We start from the raw sequence: 13,134 nt of genomic DNA, 5'->3' as shown, positions 1-13,134 counted from the left end.
CGGCGTTCAGGTAATGCGCGCCGGGTCGAGCGCGCGCAGCAATTCGGGCGTCACGCCTTCGGGAAGCGCCGTGCCGCTCGCGAGCGCGGCCATGATGGCGCCTGCGGCGGGCGCGGTCTGCACGCCGTAGCCGCCGAGCGCGGCGAGCCAGAACAAGCCCGGCACCGCGGCGTCCGCACCGATCAGCGGACTTTCGTCGTCCACGAAGCTGCGCAGCCCCGCCCACGTGTGCGTCACGCGCCGCACCTCCTCGCCGGTGAGGCTCTGGTAGCGGTCGATCGCGATGGCGATATCCATGTCCTCGGCCCAGCTGTCGCAGGGCGGCGAGGGTGTCCGGTCTGCCGGGGATACCATCAGCTTCCCGGCTTCGGGCTTGAAGTAAACGCTCTCCTCGACGTCGACGACCATCGGCCAGTCCTCAAGGTTGCTGTCTGCGGGCGGATCGATCAGTGCCGCGCTGCGCCGCAGCGGCTGGATGCCTTTCGGTGCGGCCCCGAACAGCGCACCCACCGTTTCCGCCCACGCGCCGGCGGCGTTGATCACGACCGGTGCGGACATGCTTTGCGCGCCATTGGAGACGTGCCAGAGTCCGCCCTGCCATTCCGCCGATCGCACATCGAAGTCGGTCAGAAGCGTACCCGCGTTGGCCTTCAGTGTTCGCGCATAGGCCATGTGCATCGCGTGCACGTCGATGTCCCGCGCATCCGTTTCCAGCCACGCGTGAGAGAGCATTTCGGGCCGCAGCAGCGGCATCAGCGCGGCAGCGGCTTCCGCCGAAATGCGCTCCCGCCCCGGCACCGGGCCACCCGGATCGCCGCCCTTCCGCGCAACGACCAGGATGCCGCGTTTGCGTCCGAGCATCTCGTGGTCCGCCGCCGCGAAGACGCGCGCACTGATCGCGGTCAGCGCCTGCACCACCTCATTGCCGTAGCTGTGCACGAAGATCGCGGCGGACCGGCCGGAGCTGTGCTGGCACGGCTGGCTTTCGCGTTCGAGGAGCAGCGTCTTGCCGCGTGCCGAAAGCGCCGCCGCTGCCGAAAGCCCGACGATCCCGCCCCCGATGACGATGAAATCAAAACGCATGTTCCAACCTTGAATGACCACGATGTTTCCTATACGCTAAAATCAATTCGTCTAGCGAAAACGACAAAGGGCCCGCCTGCGTGAAAATCCTCGCCTTCAACGTCTCCAAAACCTGCCTGAAGGCTGCTTGTGCGGTCGCAGCGCTAGCCCTTAGCGCCTGTGCCGCAGAGCCTGAACGACTGGACCTGCTCGTGCGCGGCGGGCTTGTCTATGACGGCACGGGATCGCCGCCCCGCCCGGCTGATGTCGGAATCGCAGGCGGCCAGATCCGGTTCGTGAAGAAGGCGTCGCGCGTCGTCGCGGCACGCACGATCGATGCCAGCGGCCTCGCCGTCGCGCCGGGCTTCATCGATGCGCACAGCCACGCCCCCGAAGCTGTCGAGCGCATCGAGGGGCCGTTCATCGATGCGCAGGACCTGTCGCAGGGCGTCACCACGATCATGGCGAGCCCGGACGGCGGCCTTTCACCGCGCGTGATGCGGCAGCTGAGCGGTATGCTCGCCACAAAGGGCATGGGGGTCAACCACGGCTGCTACGTCGGCCATAACGGTATCCGCGAAGAGGTGATGCCGGAACAGCGCCGCGCGGCGACGCCCGAGGAGATCGAACGCATGGCGGCGCTGGTGCGCGAAGGGATGGAGATGGGCTGCGTCGGCCTTTCCACCGGGCTCATGTATGACCCCGGCATGTTCGCGACCGAGGCCGAGGTTCAGACGCTTGCCGCCGCAGTAAAGCCCTATGGTGGCACCTACGATTCGCACACGCGCGATCCCGGCTTCCACATGGTGGAATCGGAACGCGAAGCAATCGAACTCGGCAAGGCCGTGGGCATCCCCGCAAAGCTCGCACACCTGAAAGCCACGGGCCTCACCAACAAAGGCCGCATCGGCGAGGTCATCACGATGGTCGAGGCGGCGCGCGCGCAAGGCTTCGACATCGTCGCGGATCAATATCCGTTCGACGGCGCGACCGTGCGCGCGGTCTACGATCTCTTCGTCCTCCCCGACGGGCGCGGCGACCGGAAGGTGACGGAGGCGGAAGTGCGCGCCGCGCTCGCCGACCCCGCCCGCCGTGCCGCCGTGCGCGAGGCGACGGAACACGGCGTCGACAAGGGCTTCTCTTGGATCAAGGCGGTCGGCTACGGCAGCATGAGGATCGTCGATGCACCGGAGAACCCCGATCTCGTCGGCGAGAACCTCGAGCTGCTGGCGAAGAAGCGCGGTGTCGCGCCGTTCGACCTCCTCGCCGATCTCGCTGCGCGCAATGCCGTCCGCGTCACGCTCGGCACGATCGACGAGGCGGATATCCTGGAGCTGATCGTGAAGCCGTGGGTGATGGTCGCGAGCGACGGCGCCTATGTCGACGCACAGTCGCTCGCACGCGGCTATGCGCATCCGCGCGCGAGCGGCAGCTTCACGCGTGTGCTCGGCCACTACAGCCGCGACCTCAAACTGTTCCCGCTCGAAGAGGCGATCCGCAAGATGACCGGCTTTCCCGCCGCGCATCTCGGCCTTGCCGATCGCGGTCGCCTGATGCCGGGCCTCGCGGCGGACGTCGTGGTGTTCGATCCCGCCACCGTTGCCGCGCGCGCCACCTATGCGGACCCCGGCGCCTTTTCCACGGGCATCGTCGCCGTGATCGTGAACGGCAAGGTCGCCTTCGAAAACGGCAAGCCGACCGGCGTCACCGCAGGGCAGTTCGTGCCAAGAAAGCGCTAGGCGCGCTCGACCTCGACGGGGAGACTGGCGAGCCCGCGCAGCGTGTTGTTGTGGCGGCGGACGACGTCGCCCGCGATGCGAATGCACTTCACGCGCCGCACGAGCGCGTCCAGCACCAGCTCGCCTTCCATCCGCGCGAGGATCTGCCCGACGCATTGATGAATGCCGGCACCGAAGCCCACGTGGCCGAGTGTCTTCCGCGTGATGTCGTACCGATCCGGCGCATCCCACTGGCGCGGATCGCGGTTCGCTGAGGCGAGCATCATCAGGATCTTGTCGCCTTCCTGCACGCGCGCGCCGCCGATCTCGGTATCGCGCGTCGCGGTTCGGAAGAAGGTCTGCACCGGCGATTCGAACCGGATCGCCTCGTCGAACGCCGCCTTCGCAAGCGCCGGTTCGGCGCGCAGCCGTTCCCACTGATCGGGAAAACGCGCGAGGCAATAGAGCGTCGCGCCGATCGCATTCACTGTCGTATCGAGCCCCGCCTGCAGCAGCGCGCGCACCAGCAGCGGCGCCTCGTCAGAACTGATCTCGCCGCGATCGGCGGCTTCGTGGATCACGAGACCGAGTCCCGGCGACAAATTCTCGCGCCGCCCCTGTTCCTCGATCCAGTCGAAACTCGCCTGCGCGCGCGACGCCTCGAACAGCGCGTTGCGCGGGCCGAAGGAATTGAACAGCATCTCGGCGTGCGGCAGCAGCTTTTCGCGCCCCTCGCGCTTCATGCCCATCGCATCGGGGAACACCCGCAGCGGATAAGCCTCGGCAAGATCGCGAACGGCATCGAACCGTCCGGCTGCAACCACCTGCTCCACGATCCCCTCGGCTTCCGCCGCGAAGCGCGCGCGCAGCCCTTTCAGTACGGGCGGCGAGAGCGCACGGCTGAGGACACCGCGCGAACGCGTGTGGAGCGGCGGGTCAGCCTCCAGGATCAGACTGGGCAGGCGGAAGCGGCCGTGCCGCTCGAAATCCTCCATGCCGACGCCGCGCGCCGAGGAAAAACGCTCCCAGTCCGTAAGCGCCTCGCGCACGTGCTCGTACCGCGCGACCGCCCCGATATTATATTGCCCGAGCCACACGAACGGCCCCGCCTCGCGCATCGCCTCGTGCGCCGGAAACGGATCGTCGAAAAACGGTGCCGAGAACGGATCGATATCGAGCACGGGCACACCGGGCGGCGGCGCGGTGTCGTAGATGGCATAGGGTGACAACATAGGTTTAGGCCCCCGTGCGGTGAAACGGCATGTCGCTGCCGTGATAATCCAGAAACAGCGTCGCGCCTTCCCCCGATCGTTCGAACCTGAAGGTCTGTTCGCTGTCGCGCGGGGAAACGAAGCGATTGTCGCCAAGGTGGACGAGCGCGATCTCCTGCTTCTCGCCCGGCTGCCCGCCCCGGCTCGGCGTACCCGTCTCCAGCCACAGCTTGCCGTCATGCAGCGAGAAGCGCAGGCGGTCGATCCCGAGACGGCGGTTGCCGACAACATATTCCCCTGCAATCCACGATGCAGCGGCCATGTCGAGCGGCGTGTCGATCCGTTCGGGTTCACTCTGGCCGAGGAAGATTCGCGCGATGCGGTTGGAAAGCGTCATCGCGCCGAAATTCTCGCCCTGGCTGTTGGCGACGACTGCCACCGACAGTTTCTGATCGGGATAGTGCGCAAAATGTGCCGAGAAGCCGTAGATCGCGCCCGCGTGCGAAAACCTGCGAGCGCCGCCGAGGTTGCCTTCGACAAGACAGCCCTGCGTATAGCTGTTGCGCGAGCCGTCGCCGAGCGTGCCGTGCACAAGCAGGCGTTCGCGTACGCTTGGCGCCGTCTTCTTTCCGAACAGGCCGTCGGCGAAGCGCAGGAGGTCGGGTGCGGTCGAAACGGCAGCGCCCGCCGAGAACGGCACCAGCCAGTCGTAGCGCGTGGCAGGCGTGAACGCGCCGTCCCGGCTCTGATAGCCGAGCGCGCGGTTCGCCTCTCCTTCCGGCGCTGCCGCGAAGTCGCTGCGTTTCATTCCGAACCGCGCGAATATTTTGCGCTTCACATAGGCGTCGTAAGGCGCGCCGCCCACGGCCTCGATGATGAGGCCGAGCAGGTAGGTGTTCGAATTCGAATAGCTGAACTTCTCGCCCGGCGCGAAGCGCAGCTGTTTTGCCGCGAAGAACGCCGTCATGTCGTCCCGCGAAAGCCCCGTCGGCTTGCGATAGGGGAAGTCCTTCATCTCGATATAATTCTCTATGCCCGAGGTGTGATCGAGGAGATGCCGGACCGCGACATCGCGCGCCGGTGCGGCAAGGCCGGGAAGATAGCGGGCGGCGGGCGCCAACGTATCCACGCGGCCCGCGTCCGCAAGCTGCTGGACCGCAAGGCAGGTGATCGGCTTGGTGATCGAGCCGACCGGAAAGCGCGTGTCCACGTTCACGGGGATCTTGCGGTCAACGTCGGCGAAGCCGAAGCCGTGCTGATAGACGACCTTGCCGCCGCGGGAGACGGCGACGGCAATCCCCGCGAAGGGCCCATCCTTCAGCGCCGCGCGTGCCGCGGCATCGGCAGCGGCAGCCTCCGCAGCAGTACGGGTTTCTGCGCGAACCTCCGCGGCGCCAACCAACACGAGGACAATCGACACGGTGCGAAGCATGGGCTGTTTCATGCCGAATTCCTCTTCATGGGACGCGGATGGTAATTAGCGTATAAGAAAACTATTCTTATACACAATAGTATATACGCCAAACCACAAAGGCTCCGCCGCGCACAGGACGCCGTTGCCGGAGCCTCTCCGACAGATTCTGTTTGGGAACGCCATGTTTTCATTTGTTGTTTGGAACGCACGCGGGCGTCTATCCGCAGCCGCATGAACAAAGTGCGTTCCCGGGTTTTCAGGCCGCTCATGGCGGGCGCCAGCTTTTCCGATCGGCTGGTGGCGTGCATCGGTGCGCTTGCGGGCATCGCGCTCACCGGGTTCGTCTGTTCGCATCTGCCGCTGGCGCCGCATCAGATTCCCGTCCTCGTGGCGCCGCTTGGCGCCTCCGCCGTGCTCGTATTCGCCGTGCCGGCCAGTCCCCTCGCGCAACCTTGGGCCGTGGTGGGCGGCAACACCATCTCCGCGCTCGTCGGCGTCGGCATCGCCGCGTCGATACCGAACGTCCCGCTCGCAGCCGGGCTCGCGGTTGGCGGGGCGATCCTCGTGATGTCGCTGCTGCGCTGCCTGCATCCGCCGGGCGGAGCGGCCGCGCTCACGGCGGTGATCGGCGGCGCGCAGATCACCGAGATGGGCTACGCGTTCGCATTCATGCCGGTCGCGCTCAACTCGCTGCTCCTGGTCGCGCTCGGCTGGGCATTCCACCGCGTGTCGCGCCACTCCTATCCTCACCGCGCCGCCGATGCGCCCGCTGCTTCGACCGGCATTGAAATGGCCGACATCGACAAGGCACTGAGCGAACTCGGGGAAACCTTCGACGTGAGCCGGGAGGATCTGGACAGCCTGATCCGCGCGGCGGAACGCCACGCCGACGCCCGCCGCAGCACCGGCCCCCGCGCCGCCGCACAGCGGTCAAAGCCTGCCGCAAACGACCGCCTGGCGCCGCCGGAGAAAGCCGCCTAGGCCTGTGCCTTACGCCGCCGCGTCGCTCTCCAGGATCGGCAGTTCCGTCGTCGATTTGATCTCCGACAGCGCCACCATAGAGTGCACCTCCTGCACGCCGGGAAGCTGGGAGAGCTTTTCGAAAAAGAAGCGTTCGTAGGTTTCGATGTCGCGGGTCACGATGCGCAGCATGAAATCGACCGGCCCGAGCAGCACGAAGCAATCGAGCACTTCGGGAAACTCGCGGATCGCGTCCGAGAACTCGTGGAGGTTGGAGCGGCCGTGGCGCGTGAGCTTCACCTGCGCGAAGACCTGCGTGTTGAGGCCCATCTTGCGCCGATCGAGCAGGCTCACCTGCCCCTTGATGTAACCGGCTTCCTTCAGGCGCTGGATACGCCGCCAGCACGGCGCCTGCGACAACCCGACCTCTTCCGCGATCTCGGTTGTGGGGCGCGACGAATCCTTCTGGAGGAGGGCAAGGATCTTGCGCTCGAACGGGTCCAGCTCTTCAAGCATGATCTATTCCACTATCCCATCATTACAGAATAACTCTTTCCCTAGATCGCCGGATTCCCACATACGAGCAATTTTTATCAGCCGGATGCGTGTTAGGCTTTTGCGCGAAGGGGAGGTCCAATGGTCCACCGGCCGCACGAAGCCAGCGATTTTCAGGAAGATATCCACGTCGTCAGCAATGCGGACGGCGCGGCGATCGGCGTGATCGCCCTTCATTCGACCGCGCTCGGCCCGGCGGCGGGCGGCTGCCGCTTCTGGCACTACGACAGCCACGCCGACCTCACCGCCGACGCGATCCGGCTTGCACGCGGCATGAGCTACAAGAACGCTGTCGCCGGGCTGCCGCTCGGCGGCGGCAAGGCCGTGCTGCAGCGCCCGGCCGGCAGCTTCGACCGCGCCGCACTGTTCCGGGCCTTCGGCAATGCCGTGGAGAGTTTGAGCGGCGCTTATGTCACCGCCGAAGATGTTGGCACGACCGTTGCCGACATGGAGCGCGTTCGCGAGCGCACGCGCTTTGTCGCGGGGCTCCATGCCGAGCCGGGCAAGAGCGGCGGCGATCCCTCGCCATGGACGGCGCGCGGTGTGTTCGAAGCGATGCGCACGGCAGCGCGTTTCGCAATCGGCGGCGATCTCGAAGGCCTTACCGTCGCCGTGCAGGGCACCGGCAATGTCGGCGCGGCGCTCTGCCGGATGCTGCGCGCAGCGGGCGCACGGCTCGTGATCGCGGATATCGATCACCGCCGCGTCGACGCGCTCGTGGCGGAGCTCGGCGCGCGCGCCGTCGGCGTTGACGAGATCGTGGCCGCCGACGCGGATATCTTCGCGCCCTGCGCGCTCGGCGGGGCACTGAATGCCAGAACGATTCCCGCGCTGAAAGCCCGTCTCGTCTGCGGCGCGGCGAACAACCAGCTTGCAACCGAAGCGGACGGCGAAACGTTGATGGCGCGAGGCATCGTCTATGCGCCGGATTACGTCGTGAACGCGGGCGGCATCATCAACGTTTCCGCCGAATATCTCGGCGAGGCGCCCGAGGAGGTCGCGCAGCGCCTCGGCGAGATCGCACCGCGCCTCACTCGCATCCTCGAAGCCGCCGCTGCAGGCACCACGCCGCCCCACATCGTCGCAGACGCACTCGCACGCCGCATCATCGCGCGCGGCCACCGCGCCGCAGCCTAAAATCCAAGAGAACCGCCATGCTGAAGAACAGTTCGCGCCTGCACATTCCCGAGCCCGGCTGCCGCCCCGGCGAAACGCCGGACATGTCGCACATCAAGGTGCCGCCCGCGGGTGAGGTCCGCCGCCCTGCCGAAGATGTCGACCCCGCCGAGATCCGCGATCTCGCCTGGGCGCTGATCCGTGTGCTGGATGACGACGGCAATCCGGTCGGCGACTGGAATCCGGGGCTATCCGCAGACGTGCTCGAAAAGGGTCTGCGCGCGATGATGCTGACGCGCGCGTACGATGCGCGCATGGTCCGCGTGCAGCGGCAGGGCAAGACCAGCTTCTACATGAAATCGACGGGCGAGGAGGCGGTCGCCGTCGCGGCGGCGCTCGCGCTCGAATACGGCGACATGTGTTTCCCCACCTATCGCCAGCAGGGCCTGCTCGTGGCGCGCGACTGGCCGCTCGTCGACATGATGAACCAGGTCTATTCGAACAGCCGCGACCGCCTGAAAGGCCGGCAGATGCCGGTGTTCTATTCGAGCCGCGAGGCAGGCTTCTTCTCCATCTCCGGCAACCTCGGCACGCAGTACAGCCAGGCGGTCGGCTGGGCGATGGCCTCCGCCGCCGACAGCGACAACCGCATCGCCGCCGCGTGGATCGGCGAGGGCGCGACGGCGGAGGGCGACTTCCACCATGCGCTCACCTTCGCCAGCGTCTATCAGGCACCGGTCGTCCTCAACATCGTCAACAACCAGTGGGCGATCTCGTCTTTCTCCGGCATCGCCGGCGGCGAGCGCACGACCTTCGCATCGCGCGGGCTCGGCTACGGCATCCCGTCGCTGCGTGTCGACGGCAACGATTTCCTTGCCGTCTACGCCGTCACGCGCTGGGCCGCGAGCCGGGCGCGCAGCGGCCTCGGCCCCACGGTGATCGAACTCTTCACCTACCGCGCCGAGGGCCACTCCACCTCCGACGATCCGAGCAAATACCGCCCCGGTTCGGAAGCGGGCGCATGGCCGCTCGGTGATCCCATCGAAAGGCTGAAAGCGCACATGATCGGCGCGGGCCTCTGGAGCGAAGATCAGCACGTTGCGCTCGAAAAGGAGCTTGATGAGGTGGTTCGCGCGGCGGGCAAGGAATCCGAAAGCTACGGCACTTTGAAAGAAGGCGCGCGCATCCCGGCCTCCACGATGTTTGACGACGTTTACAAGGAAATGCCGCCGCATCTTGTCGAACAGCGCAAGCAGGCGGGGGTATAGCGCCGTGGCGACGATGAACATGATCGAGGCGCTGAACAGCGCGATGGATGTGGCGCTGACGCGCGATCCCGCCGTCACCATCTTCGGGCAGGACGTCGGCTATTTCGGCGGCGTGTTCCGCGCGACCGATGGCCTGCAGAGGAAGCACGGCTTGACCCGCGTTTTCGATGCGCCGATCTCCGAAGGCGGCATCGTTGCCGTTGCGGTCGGCATGGGCGCCTACGGCAAGCGGCCGGTCGTCGAGATTCAATTCGCGGATTACATCTATCCGGCGACCGACCAGCTCATCTCCGAAGCCGCGCGAATGCGCTATCGCACGGGGGGAGAATGGTGGTCTCCGATCACCGTGCGCAGCCCCTATGGCGGCGGCATCTACGGCGGCCAGACGCACAGCCAGAGCCCCGAGGGCATCTTCACGCACGTCGCGGGGCTGAAGACGGTGATCCCGTCCAATCCCTACGACGCCAAGGGGCTGCTCATCGCCGCGATCGAGGACGACGACCCCGTGCTCTTCTTCGAGCCCAAGCGGCTCTACAATGGCCCCTTCGACGGGCATCACGACCGCCCGGTGGAGCCATGGTCGAAACACCCGGCGAGCGAGGTGCCGGAGGGGCACTATGTCGTGCCGCTCGGCAAGGCCAACATCGTGCGCGCCGGAAATGCCGTCACCGTGCTCGCCTATGGCACTATGGTCCATGTCGCGCTCGCGGCCGCACAGGAAACCGGCATCGATGCAGAGGTCATCGACCTGCGCACGCTGATGCCGCTCGACCTTGAAACCATCACCCGATCGGTGAACCGTACCGGCCGTTGCGTCGTCGTCCACGAGGCGACGCGCACCTGCGGTTTCGGCGCCGAACTCGCCGCGCTCGTGCAGGAGCATTGCTTCTTCGATCTCGAAGCCCCGATCGAGCGCGTGACGGGCTGGGACACGCCCTACCCCCACGCCTTCGAATGGGAGTATTTCCCCGGCCCGAAGCGTGTCGGCGAAGCGCTGCGCCGTACATTGGAGGCGTAAGGGCATGGCGAACTACGTCTTCAAGCTTCCCGACATCGGCGAGGGCATCGCCGAGGCCGAACTCGTCCAGTGGTACGTGAAGCCCGGCGACAGCGTTGCCGAAGATCAACCGCTCGCCGACGTGATGACCGACAAGGCGACCGTGGAACTCACCTCGCCTGTCTCCGGCACGATCGTCGCCATCCACGGCGAGGTCGGGCAGCTTCGCCAGATCGGCTCGGCACTCGTCGAATTCGCGCTGGAAGGTGAAGCGCCCGCCGAACCCGAGGCGGAAAGCACGCCTGAACCTTCCCGCGCTGAACCACTGCCTGCAACCGAACCCTCAGTCACCCGCCCGAAGGCTTCGCCGCTAGTGCGCCGTCTCGCGAAGCAGGCCGGTGTGCGATTGGAAGAGGTACAAGGTTCCGGCCCCTACGGTCGCATTCGCCGCCCCGATTTCGAAGCGCATCTCGCCGCCTCGCAACAACCGGCCGCGCGCGCGGCGGACGAATTCAACGAGGTGAAGCTCGTCGGCCTGCGCCGCAAGATCGCCGAGAAAATGGAAATCTCCGCGCGGCGGATTCCGCATTTCGCTTACGTGGAAGAGGTCGATCTCACCGCGCTTGAGGCGGCGCGCGCCGAACTCAACGCCCGCTACGGCGAGCGCCCGAAGCTGACGCTGCTGCCGTTCTTCATCCAGGCGCTCGTTCGCGTGCTGCCGCAGTTCCCGCAGATCAACGCGACCTACGACGACGAGGCGGGCATCGTCCGCCGCTACACACCTGTCCACGCCGGAATCGCGACGCAGACCGACAATGGCCTCATCGTGCCGGTCGTGCGCAATGCGCAAACCCTCGGCCTGTGGGATCTCGCCGCGGAGATCGCCCGTCTCGCCGCCGCCGCGCGCGACGGCACGGCAAAGCGCGATGAACTCTCGGGTTCGACGATCACGATCACCAGCCTCGGCACGCTCGGCGGCATCGCGACAACGCCGGTCATCAATCACCCCGAGGTCGCGATCATCGGCCCTAACCGCCTCGTCGAGCGCCCGGTCGTGCGCGGCGGCGCGATCGAGATCCGCAAGATGATGAACATCTCCTCGTCATTCGACCACCGCGTGGTGGACGGCTACGACGCGGCCCGCTTCATCGGCGAGGTGAAGGCGCTTCTGGAATCCCCGACGCTGCTCCTCGCGCGCTGAGGCTATCGCGTATTTATTGGGCTCGGCGCGCCGTCAGGATGCGCACGGGGCTGGCGATCATCTGCCCCTTCATCACGCCTACGCCCAGCGTCGGCGAGGTCGGCGCATTCATGATCTTGCGCACCGTCTCCATGCCCTCGACAACATGGCCGAACACGGCGAAGCCGAGATTGTCGCCGGGCTTCGAGGGATCGGCATTCAGCGAATCGAGCGTGCCGACGGTGATGAAGAAATCGCCGTCCGCGCTTCCCGGCGCGCCGCGCGCCATCGAAATCGCGCCGCCGGTGTGCGAAAGCCCGGTCTTCGTCGTCGGTTCGTGCGCGATCTTGGGCAGCACCTTCTTGGGGTTGCCCTGCGTGCCGCCCTGGATGAGCCCGTAGCTGCCATCGTCGGTGAGCTTCATGGCGCGGTAGAACACCGTGCCGTCCATCCGCTTCTGGTCGACGTAGCGCAGGAAGTTCGCTGTCGTCAGCGGCGCCCGCTCCTTCTCCAGCGCCAGCACAATCGGACCCTCGCTGGTCGTGATCGCGACGCGCACGGTCTCGTAGACCTTCTCCGGCACAGGCGGCGGCGCGGGCGGCGCTTCGGCAGGCGTTGCCAGGGTCTGCGGCTCAGTCTGCGGCTCGGTTTGCGCGAGCGACGGCATGGCGGCGGCAACGGCGAGCAGCACGGTGCAAAGGGCGGTCAGGCGAATCATGCCGGCAAGGTTAGTGCGGCTTGCCGTTCGGCGGAATCGCAAATCCGCCTCCCTCAGCCGACGAACGCACGTTCGATCACATAATGGCCCGGCTCCGCGTTCGATCCTTCCGCAAAACCGCACGATTCGAACCGCGCGGCGAGCGACCGGATCATCGTCATGCTGCCGCACATCATCACGCGGTCGATTTCAGGGTCAAACGCCTTGGGCCCGGTGAGCGGCGGGCCGAACAGCGTGCCATCCTCGATCAGCGCGTCGATGCGTCCGGTGGTGCGGAACGGCTCGCGCGTCACGGTCGGCAGATAGGAAAGCTGCAGAAGCGCCTGATCCTGCACCAGAGGATCGCCCGCGAGATGGCCTTCGAGCTCGGCACGGTAAGCAAGATCGCTGACCTGCCGCACCGAATGGACGAGCACGATCTGGTTGAACCGCTCGTAAATTTCGGGATCGCGCACGAGGCTCGTGAAGGGCGCGAGGCCCGTGCCGGTCGAGAGCAGGAACAGCCGCCGTCCCGGCAGCAGCGCATCGGCCACCAGCGTGCCCGTGGGCTTCCGGCCGAGAAAGAGCTGGTCGCCGGGCTTGATGCGTTGGAGCTGCGAGGTGAGCGGCCCATCCGGCACTTTGATCGACAGGAATTCCAGTTCCTCCGCCCATGCGGGGCTCGCGATCGAATAGGCGCGCAGCAGCGGCCGCCGCTCGCCGGGCAGGCCGATCATCACGAACTCCCCCGAACGGAACCGGAAGCTCGAAGGGCGCGTGATCGTGAAGCTGAACAGATGCGCGTTCCAGTGCCGCACGGCGCGCACGGTTTCCACGGTCAGCGCATCGGACGGCGCGAGGATACGGGCTGCCGCGGCGCGGTCACTCATGGGTCGTCTTTCGTCTCAAGCTGGCGAATCGCGTACCCTTCTACGCTATTGAGAATGATTTGCAAA

General features: G+C 66.4%; 12 protein-coding genes. 6 read left to right on the top strand and 6 right to left on the bottom strand.

Translation table 11 applies throughout. From position 1 onward, the window contains the following. Positions 1–6: 6 nt before the first annotated feature. Positions 7–1,083 carry an NAD(P)/FAD-dependent oxidoreductase gene (locus ACFQ00_RS13035; RefSeq protein WP_381491511.1) on the bottom strand — a complete coding sequence of 359 codons (1,077 nt, stop codon included), beginning with the start codon at positions 1,081–1,083 and terminating at the stop codon, positions 7–9. A gap of 80 nt (positions 1,084–1,163) precedes the next feature. Between ACFQ00_RS13035 and ACFQ00_RS13030 the strand changes: the two genes are divergently transcribed. Beyond that, positions 1,164–2,801 carry an N-acyl-D-amino-acid deacylase family protein gene (locus tag ACFQ00_RS13030; RefSeq protein ID WP_381491508.1) on the top strand — a complete coding sequence of 546 codons (1,638 nt, stop codon included), beginning with the start codon at positions 1,164–1,166 and terminating at the stop codon, positions 2,799–2,801. Here ACFQ00_RS13030 and ACFQ00_RS13025 read toward each other — a convergent pair. Together ACFQ00_RS13025 and ACFQ00_RS13020 are read right to left on the bottom strand one after the other, a co-directional pair. Further along, positions 2,798–4,012, bottom strand: coding sequence for a cytochrome P450 (locus ACFQ00_RS13025; protein WP_381491505.1), 1,215 nt, complete (start codon positions 4,010–4,012; stop codon positions 2,798–2,800). The genes ACFQ00_RS13030 and ACFQ00_RS13025 overlap by 4 nt on opposite strands. A 4-nt stretch (positions 4,013–4,016) precedes the next feature. Then, positions 4,017–5,435: a serine hydrolase domain-containing protein gene (locus ACFQ00_RS13020; RefSeq protein ID WP_381491502.1), complete on the bottom strand. Its 1,419-nt coding sequence runs from the start codon at positions 5,433–5,435 to the stop codon at positions 4,017–4,019. Positions 5,436–5,672: 237 nt separating this feature from the next. Between ACFQ00_RS13020 and ACFQ00_RS13015 the strand changes: the two genes are divergently transcribed. Next, positions 5,673–6,386, top strand: coding sequence for an HPP family protein (locus ACFQ00_RS13015; RefSeq protein WP_381491500.1), 714 nt, complete (start codon positions 5,673–5,675; stop codon positions 6,384–6,386). Positions 6,387–6,395: 9 nt separating this feature from the next. On the opposite strand, the gene ACFQ00_RS13010 is transcribed toward ACFQ00_RS13015, so the two are convergent. Then, positions 6,396–6,881, bottom strand: a complete 486-nt coding sequence (locus ACFQ00_RS13010) for an Lrp/AsnC family transcriptional regulator (protein WP_381491497.1) — start codon at positions 6,879–6,881, stop codon at positions 6,396–6,398. A 120-nt stretch (positions 6,882–7,001) separates the two neighbouring features. Between ACFQ00_RS13010 and ACFQ00_RS13005 the strand changes: the two genes are divergently transcribed. The 4 genes from ACFQ00_RS13005 to ACFQ00_RS12990 are packed head-to-tail and all read left to right on the top strand — an operon-like array spanning position 7,002 to position 11,502. Further along, complete coding sequence (locus tag ACFQ00_RS13005; RefSeq protein WP_381491494.1) at positions 7,002–8,057, top strand: Leu/Phe/Val dehydrogenase; 1,056 nt, start codon at positions 7,002–7,004, stop codon at positions 8,055–8,057. Between the two features lie 17 nt (positions 8,058–8,074). Next, a complete protein-coding gene (locus ACFQ00_RS13000; protein WP_381491491.1) occupies positions 8,075–9,304 on the top strand; it encodes a 3-methyl-2-oxobutanoate dehydrogenase (2-methylpropanoyl-transferring) subunit alpha in 1,230 nt (409 codons plus the stop codon). A 13-nt stretch (positions 9,305–9,317) separates the two neighbouring features. Next, positions 9,318–10,322, top strand: a complete 1,005-nt coding sequence (locus ACFQ00_RS12995; RefSeq protein ID WP_381491994.1) for an alpha-ketoacid dehydrogenase subunit beta — start codon at positions 9,318–9,320, stop codon at positions 10,320–10,322. Positions 10,323–10,326: 4 nt separating this feature from the next. Next, positions 10,327–11,502 carry a dihydrolipoamide acetyltransferase family protein gene (locus tag ACFQ00_RS12990; RefSeq protein ID WP_381491488.1) on the top strand — a complete coding sequence of 392 codons (1,176 nt, stop codon included), beginning with the start codon at positions 10,327–10,329 and terminating at the stop codon, positions 11,500–11,502. Between the two features lie 13 nt (positions 11,503–11,515). Here ACFQ00_RS12990 and ACFQ00_RS12985 read toward each other — a convergent pair whose 3' ends face one another. Continuing rightward, the gene (locus ACFQ00_RS12985) at positions 11,516–12,199 is read right to left on the bottom strand and encodes a peptidylprolyl isomerase (protein WP_381491486.1); all 684 of its coding nucleotides are present in this window, start codon (positions 12,197–12,199) and stop codon (positions 11,516–11,518) included. A 53-nt stretch (positions 12,200–12,252) separates the two neighbouring features. Beyond that, complete coding sequence (locus ACFQ00_RS12980) at positions 12,253–13,068, bottom strand: ferredoxin--NADP reductase (protein WP_381491483.1); 816 nt, start codon at positions 13,066–13,068, stop codon at positions 12,253–12,255. Positions 13,069–13,134 lie beyond the last annotated feature (66 nt).

It is taken from the genome of Sphingosinicella xenopeptidilytica (assembly GCF_042676985.1).
Classification (GTDB): domain Bacteria; phylum Pseudomonadota; class Alphaproteobacteria; order Sphingomonadales; family Sphingomonadaceae; genus Sphingosinicella; species Sphingosinicella xenopeptidilytica.
Note: the sequence above shows the minus strand (reverse complement) of the source record. Positions and strands in the feature narration are given on the sequence as shown.